At 67.7% G+C, this 20,350-nt stretch carries 19 protein-coding genes; 8 read left to right on the top strand and 11 right to left on the bottom strand.

Going from position 1 to position 20,350, the window contains the following annotated elements; translation table 11 throughout:
• Positions 1 to 71 precede the first annotated feature (71 nt).
• Genes BST14_RS15035 through BST14_RS15045 form a run of 3 tightly spaced genes read right to left on the bottom strand, consistent with a single transcriptional unit; the run spans position 72 to position 3,472 of the window.
• Complete coding sequence (locus BST14_RS15035) at positions 72 to 1,322, bottom strand: aminodeoxychorismate synthase component I (protein ID WP_083065149.1); 1,251 nt, start codon at positions 1,320 to 1,322, stop codon at positions 72 to 74.
• A gap of 51 nt (positions 1,323 to 1,373) precedes the next feature.
• Complete coding sequence (locus tag BST14_RS15040; RefSeq protein ID WP_083065150.1) at positions 1,374 to 2,288, bottom strand: RNA polymerase sigma-70 factor; 915 nt, start codon at positions 2,286 to 2,288, stop codon at positions 1,374 to 1,376.
• A complete protein-coding gene (locus BST14_RS15045) occupies positions 2,285 to 3,472 on the bottom strand; it encodes an NAD(P)/FAD-dependent oxidoreductase (protein WP_083065151.1) in 1,188 nt (395 codons plus the stop codon). The genes BST14_RS15040 and BST14_RS15045 overlap by 4 nt, the downstream gene beginning before the upstream one ends.
• Positions 3,473 to 3,864: 392 nt before the next feature.
• Here BST14_RS15045 and BST14_RS15050 point away from each other — a divergent pair, with 392 nt between their 5' ends.
• The 3 genes from BST14_RS15050 to BST14_RS15060 all read left to right on the top strand — a co-directional run bounded on the left by BST14_RS15050 (position 3,865) and on the right by BST14_RS15060 (position 7,588).
• Positions 3,865 to 5,538: a hypothetical protein gene (locus BST14_RS15050; RefSeq protein ID WP_083065152.1), complete on the top strand. Its 1,674-nt coding sequence runs from the start codon at positions 3,865 to 3,867 to the stop codon at positions 5,536 to 5,538.
• A 539-nt stretch (positions 5,539 to 6,077) separates the two neighbouring features.
• The gene (locus tag BST14_RS15055) at positions 6,078 to 6,755 is read left to right on the top strand and encodes a TetR family transcriptional regulator (protein ID WP_083065153.1); all 678 of its coding nucleotides are present in this window, start codon (positions 6,078 to 6,080) and stop codon (positions 6,753 to 6,755) included.
• A gap of 122 nt (positions 6,756 to 6,877) precedes the next feature.
• Complete coding sequence (locus tag BST14_RS15060) at positions 6,878 to 7,588, top strand: TetR family transcriptional regulator (RefSeq protein ID WP_083065154.1); 711 nt, start codon at positions 6,878 to 6,880, stop codon at positions 7,586 to 7,588.
• Positions 7,589 to 7,852: 264 nt separating this feature from the next.
• On the opposite strand, the gene BST14_RS15065 is transcribed toward BST14_RS15060, so the two are convergent.
• Positions 7,853 to 8,215, bottom strand: coding sequence for a PAS domain S-box protein (locus tag BST14_RS15065; protein WP_083065155.1), 363 nt, complete (start codon positions 8,213 to 8,215; stop codon positions 7,853 to 7,855).
• Positions 8,216 to 8,402: 187 nt separating this feature from the next.
• The gene (gene metG / locus BST14_RS15070; RefSeq protein WP_083065156.1) at positions 8,403 to 9,947 is read right to left on the bottom strand and encodes a methionine--tRNA ligase; all 1,545 of its coding nucleotides are present in this window, start codon (positions 9,945 to 9,947) and stop codon (positions 8,403 to 8,405) included.
• A gap of 32 nt (positions 9,948 to 9,979) precedes the next feature.
• Here metG and BST14_RS15075 point away from each other — a divergent pair, with 32 nt between their 5' ends.
• The 5 genes from BST14_RS15075 (at position 9,980) to BST14_RS15100 (ending at position 16,001) form a co-directional block, all read left to right on the top strand.
• Positions 9,980 to 10,822, top strand: a complete 843-nt coding sequence (locus BST14_RS15075) for a TatD family hydrolase (RefSeq protein ID WP_083065157.1) — start codon at positions 9,980 to 9,982, stop codon at positions 10,820 to 10,822.
• A 157-nt stretch (positions 10,823 to 10,979) separates the two neighbouring features.
• Positions 10,980 to 12,107 (top strand): resuscitation-promoting factor, encoded by a 1,128-nt coding sequence (locus BST14_RS15080; protein WP_211280726.1) that lies wholly within the window; start codon positions 10,980 to 10,982, stop codon positions 12,105 to 12,107.
• Complete coding sequence (gene rsmA, locus BST14_RS15085) at positions 12,071 to 12,982, top strand: 16S rRNA (adenine(1518)-N(6)/adenine(1519)-N(6))-dimethyltransferase RsmA (protein ID WP_083065159.1); 912 nt, start codon at positions 12,071 to 12,073, stop codon at positions 12,980 to 12,982. Before BST14_RS15080 ends, rsmA begins: the two co-directional genes overlap by 37 nt.
• A gap of 89 nt (positions 12,983 to 13,071) precedes the next feature.
• Complete coding sequence (locus tag BST14_RS15090) at positions 13,072 to 14,028, top strand: 4-(cytidine 5'-diphospho)-2-C-methyl-D-erythritol kinase (protein WP_083065160.1); 957 nt, start codon at positions 13,072 to 13,074, stop codon at positions 14,026 to 14,028.
• Between the two features lie 338 nt (positions 14,029 to 14,366).
• Complete coding sequence (locus BST14_RS15100) at positions 14,367 to 16,001, top strand: fatty acyl-AMP ligase (protein ID WP_083065161.1); 1,635 nt, start codon at positions 14,367 to 14,369, stop codon at positions 15,999 to 16,001.
• Between the two features lie 7 nt (positions 16,002 to 16,008).
• On the opposite strand, the gene pth is transcribed toward BST14_RS15100, so the two are convergent.
• The 6 genes from pth to BST14_RS15130 form a co-directional block, all read right to left on the bottom strand.
• A complete protein-coding gene (gene pth / locus BST14_RS15105) occupies positions 16,009 to 16,584 on the bottom strand; it encodes an aminoacyl-tRNA hydrolase (RefSeq protein WP_083065162.1) in 576 nt (191 codons plus the stop codon).
• A gap of 12 nt (positions 16,585 to 16,596) precedes the next feature.
• On the bottom strand, positions 16,597 to 17,265 hold the full coding sequence (locus BST14_RS15110; protein WP_083065163.1) for a 50S ribosomal protein L25/general stress protein Ctc: 669 nt from the start codon (positions 17,263 to 17,265) through the stop codon (positions 16,597 to 16,599).
• Between the two features lie 136 nt (positions 17,266 to 17,401).
• Complete coding sequence (locus BST14_RS15115) at positions 17,402 to 18,271, bottom strand: oxidoreductase (protein WP_083065164.1); 870 nt, start codon at positions 18,269 to 18,271, stop codon at positions 17,402 to 17,404.
• A gap of 51 nt (positions 18,272 to 18,322) precedes the next feature.
• Positions 18,323 to 18,982: an LpqN/LpqT family lipoprotein gene (locus tag BST14_RS15120; RefSeq protein ID WP_083065165.1), complete on the bottom strand. Its 660-nt coding sequence runs from the start codon at positions 18,980 to 18,982 to the stop codon at positions 18,323 to 18,325.
• Positions 18,979 to 19,323 (bottom strand): arsenate reductase (glutaredoxin), encoded by a 345-nt coding sequence (arsC, locus tag BST14_RS15125; RefSeq protein WP_083065166.1) that lies wholly within the window; start codon positions 19,321 to 19,323, stop codon positions 18,979 to 18,981. Before arsC ends, BST14_RS15120 begins: the two co-directional genes overlap by 4 nt.
• Positions 19,324 to 20,304 carry a ribose-phosphate diphosphokinase gene (locus BST14_RS15130; protein ID WP_083065167.1) on the bottom strand — a complete coding sequence of 327 codons (981 nt, stop codon included), beginning with the start codon at positions 20,302 to 20,304 and terminating at the stop codon, positions 19,324 to 19,326. It lies immediately after the preceding gene.
• Positions 20,305 to 20,350: the final 46 nt, after the last annotated feature.

Raw genomic sequence — 20,350 nt, forward strand, 5'->3', positions numbered from 1 at the left:
GCCGTCGTCTACCGCGGCGCAGCAGTCCTACGCGCCATCACCCTCTGGCTACCCCATTTGTCAGACACGCCCTAGCCCGCCGCACTCGCCGCTGCGATCGACGGCAGCCCGACGACGGGGGAGGCCTTGTGCAGGCATTCGGCCCATTCGGCGTCCGGGTCGGAGTCGGCGGTGATCCCGCCGCCGACGCCTAGCATCGCACCGCCCGCGGCGTCGAACTCGACCGTGCGGATCGCGACGTTAAGCTCGCACCCGGCCACGGGTGAGGCTAAACCTATTGTGCCGCAATATATTCCACGACGGTTAGGCTCCCACTGCGAGAGCAGTTGGCGGGCACGGTGTTTGGGGGTGCCGGTGACCGAGGCGGGGGGGAAGGTGGCGTCCAGCAGCGCCGACGTCGGCAGCTCGGTGGGGACCTGCGCTGACACCGTCGAGACCAGGTGCCACACGCCCGGGGCGCGGCGCACCACCAACAACTCGGGCACGGTCACCGTGCCGACGATCGCCACCCGGCCAAGGTCGTTGCGGACCAGGTCCACGATCATGATGTTCTCGGCGACCTCTTTGGCCGACGCGCGCAGCGCCGACGGCCACGCTTCCAGCGGCAGGGTGCCCTTGATCGGGCTGGACGTCACGATCGTCCCGCGCCGCCGCAAGAACAGCTCCGGGGACAGCGACGCCACCGCACCCCAGGCGCCGGCGAGGTAGGCCGCCCGCGCCGGGGAGGTGCGCGCGACGGCGTCGCTGAAGAAGTCCAGCGGGGCGCCGCTGACGGTGCCGGTGAACTGCGTGCACACGCAGGCCTGGTACACCTCGCCGGCCCCGATCGCCTCCAGGCAGGCCAGCACCCCGTCGCGATGCGCCGCGCGGTCGGCGATGCCCCACTCGATCTGGCACTCGCGGCCGGCGGTCCGCGGTGTGGTCAGCGCGCCGGCCAGCCAATCCGGCATCGGCGCACCGGAGAGGCTCTCGTACCACCAGTGGCCGTCGCGGTCGCGGCGCAACACACAGTCGGTCCAGCCGCCGGCGGCCTCGGGAATCCGGGCGGGCCGGGCGGCGGCGCCCGGGTCGGGATACGACAGGTAACCGATCCAGCCGCCACCTACCGCCTGCGGCTCCGGCGTCCGCGCCACCGGGACCGCGAAGACGTCGTCGACATGCACCGGGCGCACCGACAGGCTCGGCGCGATCACCGCCAGCGCGCCGAACCACTCACCGGTCAGCGCGGCGGGCGGGGGCAGACCGAGCCGGCCGGTGGCGTCACCCACCGCGCGCAGCACCTGCGGTGCGGCGCCAAGATCGCCGAGCCGGTCGATGCGCACAGCCCTAGCTTGTCAGAGCGGCGGCGTGCCGCGCCTCCGGTGTCAACGCGCTCAGCCGCGGCTGATGTCGCGGGCGGTGGCCACCGCCGCCAGCTTCTGCGGGTTGCGCATCACATAGAAGTTGGTGATCTTGTCCCCGGCGATCTCGAGCGTGATCACCATCTCGAGTCGATCGTCCTGGTAGATCATCACCGCCGGAGCGCTGTTGCAGGTCACCATCTCCACGCGCAGCGTCGCCCATATCTCGCGCACCTTGCGCATGAGCCCGGTGATGGCCCTAGCGACCCGCTCGGCGCCGACCACCGGTCGGCGCGCGGCGCTCACCTTGCCGCCGCTGTCGGCCGTCCAGGTGGCGTCCGGGGCGAGCATCGTCATCAGCGCGTCCACGTCACCGCCGGCAGCCGTGGCCAAGAACTGCGCGGTGATCTCGGCGTTGCGTTCCGGGTCCACTGTGTCGAAACGCTTCCGCCGGGCGCGCACGTGTTCGCGTGCCCGGTGGGCGACCTGCCGGACGGTGGGCGCCGGCCTGCCCACCGCCTTGGCGATCTCGCCGTAGTCGAAACCGAACACCTCGCGCAGCACGAACACGGCCCGCTCGTCGGGACTCAACGTCTCCAGCAATACCAGCATCGCCATCGAAATCGACTCCGCCAGAACGACATCGGCTGCCGGATCCTGCTTCTGAAGCAGCAGCGGCTCGGGCAGCCACGGCCCCACATAGTCCTCACGCCGGCGTGCACCGGCCCGCAGCGAGTTCAGCGCCTGGCGGGTGACCAGCTGGGCCAGGTACGACTTGGTGTCGCGCACCGTCGCCAAGTCGACCGCCGCCCACCGCAGATAGCTGTCCTGCAAGACGTCGTCGGCCTCGGTCGCCGAGCCCAGCATCTCGTAGGCGATGGTGAACAGCAGTGGCCGCAGCACCGTGAACCGTTCGGCGTGCTCGCTGCCGGTCGGTGCCTGCGTCATCGCGCGGCGACCTCCTCGTCGGCCGGTGACTGCGCAGGCCGCTTGCCGCCCTTGATCCAGCGATACGAGCCGGGCTTGGCGGCCTCGCGCCGGATCGACCACAGCGTGCCCTTGCAAATCGCTTCCTTGAGCGATGCCGCCGCCCGGCCACCGAGGAACATGTTCACCGGGGTGTCATCGGTGCGGGCCATCTGGAACGTGGCGTGGGTGCGGCCCAGGCTGATGCACTGGCCGACGAACGCCTGGCTCAGCGCCGCGGGGGCGTCGCCGGCGATGCGGCTGAGCACCGTTCTGGCGGCCTGGGCACCCAGCGGACCGGCGGCCTGGCAGCTCATCCGCAGCGGCTGACCCGACGGCGCGGCGGCGTCACCCGCGGCGACGATGCGCTCGTCGTCGATGCTGGTGAGCGTCTCGTCGGTGAGCAGCCGGCCCATCGGGTCGGTGCGCAGGCCGCTGCGCGTGGCCAGGTCGGGCACGGCGAATCCGGCCGTCCAGATGGTCGCCGCGCTGGGCAGCACGACGCCGTCGGTGAGCGCCACGGCGTCCCAGCGCACCTCTTCGACCGCCACCGATTCCAGCACGTTGACGCCCAGGCTCTGCAGCCGCTTGGCCACCGAGCGCCGGCCCCGCTTGCTCAGCGACGGACCGAGGACGGGGCCGCACACCAGGGTCACCGGGCGCCCGCCCTCGGCCAGCTCGGACGCGGTCTCGATGCCGGTCAACCCGCCACCGACCACGGTGATGGGCGCGGGCAGCGGCAGATCGGTGAGGGCATAGTGGAATCGCTGCGCGCTTTCCAGGTCGGCGACGGAGTGCGTGTATTCGGCGAATCCGGGCACCGTCGATGCGGCCGCGCCCGTGCTGCCCACGGCGTAGATCAGGTAGTCGTAGGTCAGCTCGGCGCCCGAGGTCAGCAGCACCCGCCGGTCAGCGGCCTCGATGACCTCGACACTGTCGACGATCAACCGGATTCCCTCGCCGAGCAGCGTCGCGTAGTCGGCGGTCGCCGTGCCGGTGTCGGCGACCAGCTGGTGCAACCGGATCCGCTCGACGAAGACCGGTCGGGGGTTGACCACGGTGATGTCGATGTCCGGGCGCTGGCGCAGGTGGTTGGCGGCTAGGGTGCCGGCGTATCCGGCGCCGACAACGACGACATGGGTTCTTTCGGGGGCCGAGGCGGTCATGGCTGTCTCCTATTTCGTGCGGACGTGTGCCCTTGAGACACCGCAGACCCCGGGAGCGTGACAGCCTCGCCCGCCATTGTGACCCGTCTCACTGCCCAACCGTCAACGCCACGGGTGAACGGGCGGTCGCAGGCCGCTGAGCTGCGACGACGCCACGCCGGAACGCGCGTGATACGCTGCGCTACGCCAACTCGCGGCCCGCCCCGGGCCGGATGCATGTCCACTGGAACGTGCGAAATATGGGGCACGGTTACCCGCGCATCGGTGTGTATTGGGAGAAGCAACCTTGACGACGGCCTTTGCTGTGACTGGGTACGGCGCCGCGCCGGCATCGGCACAGTCGCGCAGCCCTCGCGGGCCGTTGTCGTCGGGCGCGATCTGACGCCGGTGCCATCGTGTGCTCATTGAGGAAACGCGCGCTGGCCGCTGTTGCGTGCGCCGCGGTGGTGCTCGGCGGTTGCGGCGACAAGACTGACCCCGGACCGCTGTCGGCGATGGTCAGTCCGGCCATCCCGCTCACCGCGCAGGAGATCCCCAACCCGCTGCGCGGCCAGTACGAAGAGATGCTGAATCCGCTTTTCCCGCAAGGTAATTCGGCTCAGCAGCGATACTCGGCGTGGCCGGCGTCGTACGACGCTAGCCTGCGCGTCTCGTGGCGGCAGTTGCAGCCCGTCGATCCGCGCACGTTGCCCCCCGATGCGCCCGACGACCGCAAATTCGATTTCAGCGCGATCGACGACGCGCTGGCCAAGCTGGGCAACCGGAACATGCGCCTGACCCTGGGCGTGTACGTCTACAGGTCCTGCTGCAACGACTCTTATCCGAACAACACCAACATCGCGATTCCGGACTGGCTGCGGCCCGCGGCCGCCAGTTATCCCGCGCCGTCGAATGGTTCGGCCCCGGGCGTCGCCCATGTGGTGCCGAACTTCAACGACCCCGACTACCTCAGCGGCCTCGCCCAGCTGCTGGCCGCGCTCGGCCGTCGCTACGACGGCGACGAGCGCCTGTCCGTGTTCGAATTCTCCGGGTATGGCGACTTCGGGGAGAACCAACTCGGGTATTTGCGCGACTCGCTGAGCGCGCCGGGGCCCAACCCCGACGAGAGCACCACCCAGCTGGGCTATTACAGCCAATTCCGCGACCAGAGCATCACCAAAACCTCCATCGCGCAGTTGGTCGCGGCCAACGTCAACGCCTTCCCGCACACCCAACTGGTCGTCGCCCCGCAGAATCCGGAGATCGTGCGCGAACTGTTCGCCGACGACGTCACCAAGAAATTGGTCGCGCCGGTCGGGATCCGCGCGGACTGCCTCGGCGTGCGGGCGCCCCTGCCGGAATGGGCCGAGGCCACCGACTCGCACTACGTCCGCACCAACGATGCGGTCGTCAACGCGATCAAGCAGCGGCTGATGACGGCGCTGGTGGAAAGCCGGTGGTGCCGATTGCCGAGCGGAGCCGACGCCCGGTCGTATTACGAGAAGGGTCTGCACGACGTCATCCGGTATCACGTGTCGATGACGTCGAGCGCGGATTTCCCCGACCGCGATGCGACGTCGGCGATGGATCCCAAGCTGTTCGAGGTATGGGCCCGGGCCAATGTCGCTGCGGGCTACCGGTATTCGGTCGAGGCGAAGCCGGGATCGCAATCGATCCAGGGCAAGGTGGCGACCATCTCGGTGGCGTGGACCAACTACGGCTCGGCGGCGGCCACCGAACGCTGGGTGCCCGGCTACAAGCTGGTCGACTTCTCCGGCGCCGTGGTCCGCAGCCTGCCGGCCACGGTCAATCTCAAGACGCTGGTGCACGACGAGTCGAGCCAATCCCGTGAGGAACCGGTTCCGGAGTCGGCCACCGAGTCGGTGCATGTGGACGTGACCGGCCTGGCGCCCGGGCATTACACGCTGCGCGCCTGCGTCGAATGGCAACAGCACACGCCCGGCGCCTCACACGTGGTGAACTACGCGCCCATGGCCCTGGCCCGTGACGGGCGCGACGGCGCCGGGCTGTACCCGATTGCCACACTTGACATCCCGAGCGACGCGGCCTCAGCAAACGGTCAGTGACCCCTCCCGGCGCCGCGGGCGGGCGCCTTGTCCACGCGAACGCCGCGCTTCGAAATACAACCAGCAAACAACCGGGTGAACCACCGGACCGTCGATGTGTCGGAGATTGCAGGTCAGCAGTGTAGTGCCGGTCGCGTGAGGCGTGTGACCTGTGATTCGCCGTGACGTATGGCGTGTGTTTCCCTTCAGGCGGTGCAGACGTCCGGACAACGTTCGGATCGTGCGCAAACCCGTCCAGGCATATCAGCCCCCCGCTAATCATACTAATGGTTTGACAGCAGCCGGCATTGTAGACTGCAAGTATTTACGCAGGCGTCAACCGGGACAGCCGTATGACTGCTAACCTCAGGAGTGGCTAGAAATCTCGAGCGACGCGGCGCGTGTTCGCTCCCGCCCCCTGAAGGACCGAGGTAGTTGTGCCCTGCTTGAGCAAGGCGTTTGCCGACGTGGCGGCGGGCGATGCGGCCCCTAGCGCCAACCTCGGCCGCAAAAGCGACGCCCAAACTCGCGCCGTGGGGTAATCGAGCTTAAGAGTGCCTATGACGACCCATTCGACTGACGGACGAGCGGACGCGACCCGGCAACAGATCCTGCGGGCCGCATCGCACCAGTTCGCCCGGCGCCCCTACCACGATGTCGGCCTCGACGACATTCTCGCCGAGGCCGAACTGACCAAGGGCGCGATGTACTTCCACTTCAAGTCGAAGCATGCGCTGGCCGTTGCGATCATCGACAGCCAGACCGAGGCCGGCGCCGTTGCGGTGCAAGAACTGATGACGCGTGGCCTCTCGGGCCTTGAGACCCTGATCGACTTCTCGTATCTGATCGCCATCAGGGACATCAAGAGCGATGCCGTCAGGTCGGGATTGAATCTGATGGAGTCGGTCGGCCTGGCGGACGGGCTGCAGGCGAAGTTGTTCGATCAGTGGATCAAAGGCCTCGGCAGGGTCGCCGAGCAGGCCAAGGCCGAGGGCGACATCAACGCCGAGTGCGACCCGCAGGACATCGGCCGCCTGATGGTTTCGCTGCACATGGGGCTGCGCAAAACCAGCGACCTGGACGACCCCGAGCGGTTCCTGCGCGATCTGGAGAAGTGCTGGTCTTTGCTGCTGACCGGCATTCTGCAGGCGGATCGAACCGAGTACTTCCGCCAATTCCTCAGGCGGCGTGCGGCGCTCGCCATCAACACCAGCTCAGCGGATGCCGACTATCGGTAACGTCGCGAGCAGCTTGCACGGTCGGAGGGCTGTAGTGGCTGATACTGTGGGCCCTCTTGCGGGCAATGTGAAACGAGATGAGCGTTCTGCGCATCCGATGAGACCCCGGAGGTGCGTGCACCGTGGCGCGCCAAGTTCGCTCTGAAGCCACTCGTCGGAAAATCCTCGACTCCGCGATCGAAGTGTTCAGCGACGTCGGGTATGCCGCCGCCGGATGGAGCACCATCATCGAGCGGACGGGAATGACCAAGGGCGCCCTCTATCACCATTTCGATTCGAAAGAATCGTTGGCCTCCAACATCATCGAGGAAGGCTCCGACTCCCTGCTCAGCGCTTTCCGCAATGTCTGTGGATCGTCGTCGCCCGGGCTGGAGAACCTGCTGCACGGCACGTTCACGATTGTCGAGGTAATGAGCTCGAACAAAATGGCGCGTGCCGCCACGCAATTGGCAACGGCGTTAAGCGGATTCAACGCAGCGGCCTCGCGCTTCTACGCCAACCTGATACTGGAGACGGCACAGGAGGCTCGGCGGGCGATCAAAGAGGGAGACCTCCGCAACGAAATCGACCCCGACGTATTGAGCGCGTCGGTCATTGGCACCATCTTCGGGGCGCGGTTGGTGGCCAATGCGATATCCAGCCACGGCAGGATGGGCAACATCATCGGCGACCCCACCGCGCGCCTGCATCAGATATGGAACCTGCTGCTTCCCGGCGTCGTCTCCGAAGCGTCGTTGCCCTATTTCCAGCAATTTCTCCGGCGCGAAGAGATGCGCCATGCCGCGGCCAGGGCATCCCGCGAGCAGGCCGCGGCCCAATCGGAAACCGATTAGATGTCAATGGCCGGTGCCGAGGCGCCGGCGACTTTCGACGAGGTGTTGCGAGATACATTAAGGGCGAGAGCATGATTGAGAGCAGTCCCGTGCGCGCGCTGGACATCACGGTGGGATCCGCCCCGTCATGAAGAACATCGCGGCAGCGCTGCGTGCTGCCGCTGTCGCCGCCCAGCTGGCATGTCAGCGACGGGGCGATGTACCGACACCAAATGCAGTACCCGCGTAAGCACTTCAACGTGCTCGCGCTCGAGGAGGCCCTGGCTAGCGCGCTTCTTCCCAGAGCTGTTCGGTCAGGTCCTGGAACGCCGCGAGGGCGAACTGATCGTCCACCCGTCGCACGGCGGACTTGCTCATCATCGCCCGCACGACCGAGCCGTCCTTGTGCGCCAATTCGACGACCATGTTCGCCAGCGCGTGCACCGTCGCCAACAGCGAATCCGAGGCGGGGGCCTGATGGAAGATCTGTTCGAATCGCAGCGACAGCGTCTCTTCCGGCTCGTAGCCCATCATGTCGGCAAATGCGGTGTTGGCGAATAAGATACTGCCGTCGTCTCCGATCGCCAGCACCGGAACCGGGATCCGCTCCAGCACGACCAGTGCGGGCAGCTCCCTCAAAGTCGTCATCGGCGATTGGCCCTGTTGCCTGTGCTGGCGTCGTTCCACACCCAAGATTATGGTCTATGCCAGAAGTTATGTTGGACACATTTGTTCAAAGCGCACAGATGTATTGGCCGTCCCCACGAACACGCTTGCTCTTCAACCGAATTGTCCAGGCTTCGACCGCCGGTCAGAAGGACTTTGGACGGTCCGCTCACTCGACCTGATAGCGGGGGAACACGCCGGTGGGAGCGGGCAGCGCCGTGCCGGGCGCCAGGCGCGTGCCGACCGCGGCAAACGCTCGTTGGTCTTCGGCCTGCCCGAGCAGATCCAGCAGCTTGCCGGCCGATTCGGGCATGACGGGCTGGACCAGCAGCGCGGCGACGCGCACCACCTCGCAGGTGATGTACAAGACGGTGCGGAACCGCTGCTGATCGGCCTCGGACTCGCTCTTGCGCAACACCCAGGGCTGCTGCGCCGAAAAGTACCTGTTGGCCTCGCCGAGCATCAGCCAGATCGCTTCCAGCGCCAGGTGCATCGCCTGCGAGTCGAAGCCGGCCCGGACGCGTTCCAACAAGCCGTCGGCCGTCGCGAGCAATTCGGCGTCGGCGGCCATCAGCTCACCGGGTTCGGGAACGACCCCGTCGAGGTTCTTGGCGATCATCGACAACGACCGCTGGGCCAGGTTGCCGAGCTCGTTGGCCAGGTCGGAGTTGATCCGGGTGATGATGGCCGCTTCGCTGAAGCTGCCGTCCTGGCCGAACGGAACTTCGCGCAACAGGAAATAGCGCACCTGATCGACGCCGAACTCCTCGATCAGATTTATCGGGTCCACCACGTTGCCCACCGACTTGCTCATCTTCTCGCCGCGGTTCAGCAGGAACCCGTGCGCGAAAACCCTTCGCGGCAGCTCGATTCCGGCCGACATCAGAAACGCCGGCCAGTACACGGTGTGGAACCGGATGATGTCCTTGCCGATCATGTGCAAGTCGGCCGGCCAATAGCGCCGGAACCGCTCGGATTCGGTGTCCGGATAGCCGACCCCGGTCAGGTAATTGGTCAGGGCGTCGACCCAGACGTACATCACGTGGTCGGGATGCTCGGGCACCTGCACGCCCCAGTCGAATGAAGTGCGCGAAATGGACAGATCGCGCAAGCCGCCCGAGACGAAGCTGACCACCTCGTTGCGTCGCGCTTCGGGCGCGATGAAGTCCGGGTTCGCCTCGTAGTGGGCCAGCAGCTTGTCCGTGTAGGCCGAGAGCCGGAAGAAATAGGTCTGCTCCTCGGTCCACGTCACCGGGGCGCCGGTCTCGGTGGCCAGCCGGGTCCCGTCGTCCAGCAGTGTGGTTTCCGATTCGACGAAGAACCGTTCGTCGCGCACCGAATACCAGCCCGAGTAGGTGTCCAGGTAGATGTCACCGGCGGCCGACATGCGCCGCCAGATCTCTTTAGACGCCTCGTGATGGTCGGGATCGGTGGTGCGGATGAAGCGGTCGAAGGAGATGTTCAACCGCTCCTGCAGCCGCTGGAACACATCGGAGTTGCGCCGGGCCAGCTCGGCGGTCGGGATGCCCTCGGCCGCCGCGGTTTCGACCATCTTCAGGCCGTGTTCGTCGGTGCCGGTGAGAAACCGCACATCGAACCCGTCGAGCCGTTTGAACCGGGCGATCGCGTCGGTCGCGATGTACTCGTACGCGTGCCCGATGTGCGGATCGCCATTGGGGTAAGTGATCGCGGTGGTGACGTAATAGGGCCTCATCGCCCTCAACCTTATTTGGGGACCCATATTGTGTGCGCGTGAGCTCCAAACGTCAGCCGCCCCCGTCCCCCGAGCCGTTGCGCCCGCTCGTCGATGCGCACACGCACCTGGATGCGTGCGGCGCCGCCGACGCCGACGGGGTGCGGGCCATCGCGGACCGTGCCGCGGCGGTGGGGGTGGGCGCGGTCGTCACCGTCGCCGATGACCTGGACTCGGCGCGCTGGGTCGCGCGCGCGGCCGAGTGGGACCCGCGGGTCTACGCGGCGGTGGCGTTGCACCCCACCCGCGCCGACGCGCTCAACGACGCCGCCCGCGCCGAAATCGAACGACTGGTGGGCCATCCCCGGGCGGTGGCCGTCGGCGAGACCGGCCTGGACCTGTATTGGCCCGGGCGGCTGGACGGTTGCGCCGAGCCGGCCTTGCAACGGGAGGCCTTCGCCTGGCACATCGACCTGGCGAAGCGCTGCGGCAAACCGCTGATGATCCACAACCGGGACGCCGATTCCGAAGTGCTCGACGTGCTCGCGGCCGAGGGCGCCCCGGACACCGTGATCTTCCACTGCTTTTCTTCGGACGCTGCCATGGCCCGCCGCTGCGTGGACGCCGGGTGGCTGCTCAGCCTGTCCGGCACCGCGAGCTTTCGCAACGCGCACGCCCTGCGCGAAGCCGTTCCGCTGATACCGCCGGAGCAGCTGTTGGTGGAGACCGATGCGCCATTCTTGACGCCGCATCCCTATCGGGGGATGGCGAATGAGCCGTATTGCCTTCCTTATACTGTTCGGGCGATCGCCGGACTGGTGGATCGCCGCCCGGAAGAGCTGGCCGAGATAACAACTGCCAATGCCCAGCGGGTGTACGGATTGGTCACAGTGTGACGCAAACGACCAGGCGATTCGTTGAATATCGTCGCGTCGGAGTTGCCCGACATTGACCGGTTCGTTACCGTCTTGTGATCGAACGATGGGGCCTAAGGGCCCTTAATTTGTGACTTGCTGCTGAATGAGTGGGTTGTTGAGGGTTGGGTAACGCGCGTTGAGTGTATTGACGAAACTTCATCAGAATCCTTCGCCGATGTTGCGGCTCGTGGTCGGAGGGCTGCTGGTAGTCCTGGCATTCGCGGGCGGATACGCGGTTTCGGTGTGCAAGACGGTGACGCTGACCGTCGACGGGGTCGCCATGAAGGTCACCACCATGAAATCCCGGGTCATCGACGTGGTCGAAGAGAACGGTTTCGCCATCGACGAGCGCGACGACCTGTATCCCGCCGGTGATGTCGCGGTGCACGACGCAGGCAAGATCGTGCTGCGGCGCAGCCGCCCGTTGCAGATCTCGCTGGACGGCCACGACACCAAGCAGGTGTGGACCACCGCATCGACCGTCGACGAGGCGCTGGCCCAGCTGGCGATGACCGACACCGCCCCGGCCGCGGCCAACCGCGGCAGCCGCGTACCGCTTGCCGGGATGGCGCTGCCCGTGGTCAGTGCCAAGACCGTTCGCATCAACGACGCGGGTGCGATCCGCACGGTGCACCTGGCGGCACCGAACGTCGCCGGCCTGCTCAGCGCCGCCGGCGCGCCGCTGCTCGACAGCGACCAGGTGGTGCCCGCCGCGTCGGCGCCGATCGTCGACGGCATGGAAGTTCAGGTGACGCGTAACCGGATCCAGCAGGTGACCGAGCGAATCCCGCTGCCGCCCAACGCCCGTCGCATCGATGATCCGGGCATGAACATGAGCCGCCAGGTCGTTGAGGATCCGGGCAGCCCGGGCACGCAGGACGTCACCTTCTCGGTGGCCACCGTCAACGGCGTCGAGACCGGCCGGCTGCCGATCGCCAACAAGGTGATCACGCCCGCCCGCGACTCCGTGGTCCGCATCGGCACCAAGCCCGGCACCGAGGTGCCTCCGGTCACCGACGGCTCCATCTGGGATGCGATCGCGAGCTGCGAGGCCGGCGGAAACTGGGCGATCAACACCGGAAACGGGTACTACGGCGGTGTGCAGTTCGATCAGGGCACGTGGGAGCGAAACGGCGGATTGCGGTTCGCCGCCCGGGCCGACCTCGCCACTCGCGAGGAGCAGATCACCGTCGCCGAGGTGACCCGGGAGCGCCAGGGTTGGGGTGCATGGCCAGTGTGCAGCGGAAGAGCTGGTGCACACTGACCATCCGGCTACTCGGGCGCACCGAGATCAAGCGGCTGGCCAAAGAACTCGAATTCCGGCCACGGAAATCGCTCGGCCAGAACTTCGTCCACGACGCCAACACGTTGCGCCGGATAGTTTCGACCTCCGGGGTGAGCAGGTCTGACCACGTCCTGGAAGTCGGGCCGGGTCTGGGGTCGCTGACGTTGGCATTGCTCGACCGGGGCGCCGCCGTGACCGCCGTGGAAATCGACCCGGTGCTTGCCGAACGGCTGCCCCGGACCGTCGCCGAGCATTCCGACAGCGAGAGTCAGCGCCTGACGGTGGTTAACCGCGACGTCCTGACCCTTCGCCGCGACGAGGTGGCCGTCCTGCCGACCGCCGTGGTCGCCAACCTGCCGTACAACGTCGCCGTCCCGGCGTTGCTGCACCTGCTCGCGGAGTTCCCGTCCATTCACATAGTGACGGTAATGGTGCAGGCCGAGGTCGCCGAGCGGCTGGCCGCCGAGCCCGGCGGCAAGGAGTACGGCGTGCCCAGCGCCAAGGTGCGCTTCTTCGGCCGGATCCGTCGTTGCGGCATGGTGTCGCCGACGGTTTTCTGGCCGATTCCGCGGGTCTACTCGGGGCTGCTGCGCATCGACCGGTACGCGACCTCGCCGTGGCCCACCGACGAGGCGTTCCGGCGCCAGGTCTTCGAACTGATCGACATCGCGTTCGGGCAGCGGCGCAAGACGTGCCGCAACGTGTTCGTGGACTGGGCCGGCTCGGGCAACGAGTCGGCGGATCGGCTGCTGGCCGCCAGCATCGACCCGGCACGCCGCGGGGAGACGCTGTCGATCGACGACTTCGTACGCCTGTTGCAGCGCTCCGCCGATCGATCCCACGCCACGCCCTAGGCGACCGCCGGGCGGGGCGCCTCCGCCGGTCGACGGCGACCGGGGCGCCGTTGCGTGTGGTTGGGACCCAGCAGCGATAGTCTGCTGCCGTGTCCGCGTCTGACGGCAATACCGCCGCGCAGTGGGTGCCCACCGGGTCGGTCACCGTTCGGGTGCCCGGAAAAGTCAACCTCTACTTGGCGGTGGGTGATCGCCGCGCGGACGGCTACCACGAGCTGAACACGATCTTCCAGGCCGTTTCGCTGCTCGACGAGGTGACGGTCCGCAACGCCGACGTGCTCTCGCTCGACATCGTCGGCGAAGGCGCCGGGACGCTGCCGACGGACGAACGCAATCTGGCCTGGCAGGCCGCCGAGATGATGGCCGAACACGTCGGCCGGGCGCCGGACGTGTCCATCAAGATCGACAAATCCATTCCGGTGGCCGGCGGCATGGCCGGTGGCAGCGCCGACGCGGCGGCCGTCCTGGTCGCGATGAACTCGCTGTGGGAACTCAACGTGCCCCGCCGCGACCTGCGCATGCTGGCCGCGCGGTTGGGCAGCGACGTGCCGTTCGCGCTGCACGGCGGTACCGCGCTGGGCACCGGCCGCGGCGAGGAATTGGCGACGGTGTTGTCCCGCAACACCTTTCACTGGGTGTTGGCGTTCGCCGACGACGAGCTGCTGACGCCGGCGGTGTTCAGCGAACTGGACCGGCTCCGCAAGGCGGGGGATCCGCCCCGGCTACCCGCCCCCGGGCCGGTGCTGGCCGCGCTGGCCGCCGGGGACGCCGAGCAGTTGGCCCCGCTGCTGGGCAACGAGATGCAGGCGGCGGCGGTGAGTCTCAACCCCGGCCTGCGCCGGACGTTGCGCGCGGGGGTGGAGGCCGGGGCGCTGGCGGGCGTGGTGTCCGGGTCGGGCCCAACGTGTGCCTTCCTGTGCTCGTCGGCGGCCGCTGCGGTCGACGTCGGCACCGAGGTGTCGGGGGCCGGTGTGTGCCGCACGGTGCGGGTCGCCAGCGGGCCGGTGGCCGGCGCCCGGGTGGTTCCCACACCCACCGAGGTGTGACTCTTTTCCCCATTCTGCGCACGGGTTTGGCGCGTCCCTAAGAGGAGTTTAAGATGATCCGCGGTGACGGGAAGCGTTGAGCAAGATCACTTAATTGCATCGTCCGCCGGGTGCTCCGGCGGACGATTGCTTCATGGGTCCGGACGAGTCTTCCCGGGCCCGTTTCGCGCTCATCGGACCGGCGACCGCCGCCGCAGTGCGGCGGGTGGGGACGCATCACCGATCCGAGACCTAACCGCCGCTCAACCGTATTTGCGTGCTTGCGGCGAAGTGTTACCCAGCGGGCGGAACATGAGATCCCGGGCGTTGGTGCGAGGGCTGGAACCGAGGAGGACTCTGTGAGCAGGTTTACCGAGAAGATGTACCGCAATGCCCGGTCCGCGACGACGGGCATGGTCACCGGTGAACCCCGCGAGCCGGTCCGCCACACCTGGGGCGAGGTTCACGAGCGCGCGCGCCGCATTGCGGGCGGCCTGGCCGCCGCGGGCATCGGGCCCGGCGACGCCGTCGGCGTGCTCGCCGGTTACCCCGTGGAGATCGCGCCGACGGCGCAGGGCCTGTGGATGCGCGGGGCGAGCCTGACCATGCTGCACCAGCCCACGCCGCGCACCGACCTGGCCGTGTGGGCCGAGGACACCATGAACGTCATCGGCATGATCGAGGCGAAGGCCGTCGTCGTCTCGGAGCCCTTCGACGTGGCCATCCCGGTGCTGCAGGAAAAAGGCATCTTGGTCGTCACCGTCGCCGACCTGCTCGCCGCGGAGCCGATCGACCCCGTCGATGTCGGCGAGGACGCGCTCGCGCTGATGCAGCTGACGTCGGGGTCCACCGGATCTCCCAAGGCGGTGCAGATCACCCACCGCAACATCTACTCCAACGCCGAGGCGATGTTCATCGGCGCCCAGTACGACGTCACCACGGACGTCATGGTCAGCTGGCTGCCCTGTTTCCACGACATGGGCATGGTCGGCTTTTTGACCATCCCCATGTACTTCGGTGCCGAGCTGGTCAAGGTCACCCCGATGGACTTCCTGCGCGACACGCTGCTGTGGGCCAAGCTCATCGACAAGTACCAGGGCACCATGACCGCGGCGCCCAACTTCGCCTACGCGCTGCTGGCCAAGCGGCTGCGCCGCAACGCCAAGCCCGGCGACTTCGACCTGTCCACGTTGCGGTTCGCGCTGTCGGGCGCCGAGCCCGTCGAACCCGCCGACGTGGAGGACCTGCTGGACGCCGGCAAGCCGTTCGGCCTGCGTCCCTCGGCGATCCTGCCCGCCTACGGCATGGCCGAGACCACGCTGGCCGTGTCGTTTTCGGAGTGCAACGCCGGCCTGGTGGTCGACGAGGTCGACGCCGACCTGCTGGCCGCCCTGCGCCGCGCCGTCCCGGCCACCAAGGGCAACACCCGCCGGTTGGCCACGCTGGGGCCCCTGCTGAAGGACCTCGAGGCGCGCATCATCGACGAGAACGGCGACGTGATGCCGGCGCGCGGGGTCGGTGTCATCGAGCTGCGCGGCGAGTCGCTGACGCCCGGCTACCTCACCATGGGCGGCTTCATCTCGGCCCAGGACGAGAACGGCTGGTATGACACCGGTGACCTGGGCTACCTGACCGAGGAGGGCCACGTCGTGGTCTGCGGCCGGGTCAAGGACGTCATCATCATGGCGGGCCGCAACATCTATCCCACCGACATCGAGCGGGCCGCCTGCCGCGTCGAGGGCGTGCGGCCCGGGTGCGCCGTGGCGGTGCGGCTGGACGCCGGCCACTCCCGCGAGACGTTCGCCGTGGCCGTGGAGTCCAACGCCTTCCAAGACCAGGCCGAGGTGCGCCGCATCGAGCACCAGGTCGCCCGGGAGGTGGTGGCCGAGGTCGACGTGCGGCCGCGCAACGTGGTGGTGCTCGGGCCGGGCACCATCCCGAAGACGCCGTCGGGCAAGTTGCGCCGATCGACGTCCGTCAGCCTGGTCACCTAGCCCCGGTCTACCAGGCGTGCACCCGGTTCTGCGCGGGCTCTAGCCCCACTTCGATCAGCAATTCGGTGGCATCGGCGGCCTGCTCGCAGATGGTGGGAACCTCGCGGCGCTCGGCGACGGTGAAGGGTTCCAACACGAATGCCGCCGGGTCCTTGCGCCCCGGCGGACGGCCGATGCCGATGCGGACCCGCTGAAAGTCTTTGCTGCCCAATGCATTAGCGACCGAACGCAGTCCGTTGTGGCCGCCTTCGCCGCCGCCGATCTTGAGCCGGATGCGCCCGAAGTCCAAGTCGAGGTCGTCGTGGATGACGATGAGGTCGCCCGGTGTCACCGAGTAGAACTTCGCCAACGGGCCGACCTGACGGCCGGATTCGTTCATATAGCAGCGCGGCTTGGCCACCACGACCGAGCGCCCGGCGAGCCGGCCGCTGACGATCTCGGCGCCGGACCGCTTGTGCGCCTTGAACTTCGAACCCATCCGGGCCGCGAGCAGGTCGGCGACCATGAACCCGACGTTGTGCCGGGTCCGGGCGTAGTTGTCTCCGGGATTGCCCAGGCCGACCACCAGTAACGGCTCGGCCACGTCGTGATCCGCCTACTCGGACTCGGCCTCGGCGGCCTCGGCTTCGCCGGCCTCGGCCGCTTCTTCGCCCTCGGGGGCCGCGGCCTCCTCGGTGACCTCGCCCGCGCCCTCTTCGGCGAGTTCCTCGGCGGTGGGCGCGGTGACCACGTTGACCACCAGCGTCTCCGGGTCGGAGATCAGGTTGACGCCGCTGGGCAGGGTGATCTGTCCGGCGGTGAACTGGGTGCCCGGCTCGGCGCCCTCGACGGACACCGCCAGCTGCTCGGGAATCGACAGGGCGTCTGCCTCGATCTCGATGGTGCTGGCGTCCTGGGTCACCAGGGTGCCGGGCACGGGCTCGCCCTCGATGACCACGCGGACCTCGACGACGACCTTCTCGCCGCGACGCACGACCAGCAGGTCGGCGTGCTGAATGGTGCGGCGGATGGGGTGGATGTCGAGCGACTTGGTCAGGGCCAGCTGCTGCTTGCCCTCGATGTCGAGGGTCAGCACGGCGTTGGTGCCGGCGTGGCGCAGCACCGCGGCGAAGTCGTGGCCCGGCAGCTCCAGGTGCTGCGGGTCGGTGCCGTGGCCGTAGAGGACGGCCGGGATTTTGCCGTCGCGGCGGGCTCGCCGGGACGCACCCTTGCCGGTCTCGCCGCGCACGGCGACCTTCAACTGGTTGAGTGCTTGCTTGGCCATCGTGTCGCTCCTGTGTGCTCGCCTGTGTTTCGGGGCACGGCCGGGGTCGCGACGATTCGTCGGTCTCCGTCGATAACGGTGCTGGTCGGCCAGCCACCCTCGCCGTGACGCCCGGCCAGGTTAGCGCATCCGCACCTCAGAGGGGAAATTTGGTCTTGGTGAGCTGCTCCGACAGCGACCACAGCGCCGCGGCGGTTGCCATGTCCCGGGCACGTCGGCTGCGCGCCACCGGTTGGGTGCGGCCGATCTGGCCGAAGCGGGGGCCGACGAAGGTGTCCCCGGGCAGGTCCTGGGACGCCGCGTACAGCGTCTGCCGGGCGCCGAAATCGGCGTTGGTGGCGGCCACCCGCGTGACGGCCGACATCAGCGTGTCACCCAGCTTGCGCCCGGACGCGCCCTGCAGATTGGTGTGCGAGTAGCCGGGGTGGGCCGCGAGCGCGCGCAGCGGGGAGCCGGCGGCGGTGAGGCGGCGCTGCAGCTCGCTGGTGAACAGCAGGTTGGCGAGCTTGGACTGGCTATACGCCAGCCACGGCGAGTACCGCCGGTGCTGCCAATGCAGGTCATCGAGGTTGATGCTGCCGGCCCAATGCGCCATGGACGACACCGTCACCACCCGATCGGTCAGCTTGGGCAGCAGCAGGTTGGTCAGCGCGAAGTGGCCGAGGTGATTGGTGCCGATCTGGGTCTCGAAGCCGTCGACCGTCAGCGCGAAGGGCGCGGCCATGATGCCGGCGTTGTTGATCAGCACGTCGGCCTGGCTCACGCCTTCGGCGAACCGGCGCACCGACGACAGGTCCTGCAGATCGAGCTCGCGCACCTCGACCTGACCGGCCATCCGGCGGGCGGCGGTCTCGCCCTTGCGGATGTTGCGCACGGCCATGATGATCGTGGCCCCTCGTCGCGCCAGCTCGCGGGCGGTGATGGCGCCCAACCCGCTGTTGGCACCGGTGATGATGACGGTGCGTTCGGCGAACGACGGGAGATCTGCGGCGGTCCAGCCAGTCATGGCTGACAACACTAATGGCCGACGGCGGCCGAGCGCAGAGCCGCTAAGCCGCTACTTCGCCGCGACAACGAATCCGTGGATGATCGCGTTGATGTCCGACGATTGCGCGGCGGCCTGGTTGGCGAAGCCGGTGATGGTCAGCTGCACCAGGTAACGCTGGCGGGCGGGCGGTGAGCCTGTGGCGATGACGATGCGGTTCCAGCTGTGCAGCCGCATGCCTCCCTCGAGGTCGTAGCTGCCCTGAATCATCGATGAGGGAAAGCCGTTGTAGGGCGCGCCCGAGGCGTCCAGCTGCTTGAAGTTCTCGAACAGTTGCGCGTCGTCGTTGCCGTGCTTGATGACCTGGGCCGGGTCGAACTCCCCGTTGAGCTTGAACACCACCAGCCGCGCCGTCGGAAATTTGCCGCCCTGGGAGATGATCAGCGTCTGCGGGCTGATGTTCGGGCTGGTGAACGGCGACCAGCCCGGGGGTGTCGGTATGGACACCGTCAGGTCGGACAGCGATCCCGGTGCCACCGGTTCCCCGGTCACCCCGATGCTCTGCAGATACTGCGACAGCGGAACCGGCTTCTGCGCCGGCTTGGTAGTCGTGGGCGTCGACGTCGTCGACAGGATCGATTGGTAGTCAGGCGGTTTCGTTGCACAGCCGCCGGACGAGAAAGCCGCCGCAACTATCACGGCAGCGGCCACGAGGGGGCCGAGCCGAATCACAGAATCTCGCGGACCGCGTCGATCGGGCGGGCCAGCCGAGTGCCCTTCGGTGTGATGACGAAGGGCCGTTCGATGAGGATTGGGTGTTCGACCATGGCGTCGAGCAACTGGTCGTCGGTGGCGTCGGCGAGGTTGAGCTCGTCGTAGAGGGATTCCCGCTTGCGCACGGCGGTGCGCACGTCGATGCCCGCGTCGCGGATCATCTTCACCAGCTCGCTACGCGACGGCGGGGTTTTCAGGTATTGGACGACGGTGGGCTCAATACCGTTGTCGCGCAATAAATCCAGCGTCTTACGGGAGGTGCTGCATTTGGGGTTGTGGTAGATGACGGAATCGGCCATCTAGGCGTCTCCGTCGAAAAGCCCTGTGACCGAGCCGTTTTCGAAGACGGCCCGGATCGTGCTGGCCAGCAGCGGCGCGATGGACAGGACGGTCAGCTGGGGGAAACGCTTCTCCTCGCCGATGGGCAGGGTGTTCGTCACGATCACTTCCCGGGCGCCGCAGCCGGCCAGCCGCTCGGCGGCCGGATCGGAGAGCACACCGTGGGTGGCCGCGATGATCACGTCACCGGCGCCCTCGTCGCGCAGCAACTTGACCGCGCCGGCGATGGTGCCACCGGTGTCGATCATGTCGTCGATCAGCACGCAGGTGTGTCCGGCCACCTCGCCGACGACCCGGTTGGAAACCACCTGATTGGGCACCTTCGGGTCGCGGGTCTTGTGGATGAAGGCCAGCGGGACGCCGCCCAGCGAGTCGGCCCACTTCTCGGCGATGCGCACCCGGCCGGAGTCGGGCGAGACGACCACCATGTTGCCGTCGGGGTAGTTGTCGCGGATGTAGCCGGTCAGCAGGTTCTGTGCGCGCATGTGGTCGACGGGTCCGTCGAAGAAGCCCTGGATCTGGTCGGTGTGCAGGTCGACCGTGACGATCCGGTCCGCCCCCGCCGTCTTGAGTAGGTCGGCGACCAACCGCGCCGAGATCGGTTCGCGGCCGCGGTGCTTCTTGTCCTGCCGGGCGTAGGGGTAGAACGGCATGACGGCGGTGATCCGCTTGGCGCTGCCCCGCTTGAGGGCGTCGATCATGATCAGCTGTTCCATCAGCCAGTTGTTGACCGGATCCGGGGCCGACTGCAGCACGAACGCGTCGCAGCCACGAACGGATTCGTGGAACCGGACGAAGATCTCGCCGTTGGCGAACTCACGTGCGGTCTGAGCGGTGACGTGGACGTCGAGCTCTTTGGCCACCTGCTCGGCCAGCTCCGGATGCGCGCGGCCGGAGAAGAGCATCAAATTTTTGCGGTTATCGGTCCAGTCGTGGCTCAACGCACTGCCCTCGCCATATCGGGGTGGGGAATGGAAGGCCCCATCG

This window comes from Mycobacterium arosiense ATCC BAA-1401 = DSM 45069, assembly GCF_002086125.1.
Taxonomy (GTDB): Bacteria; Actinomycetota; Actinomycetes; order Mycobacteriales; family Mycobacteriaceae; genus Mycobacterium; species Mycobacterium arosiense.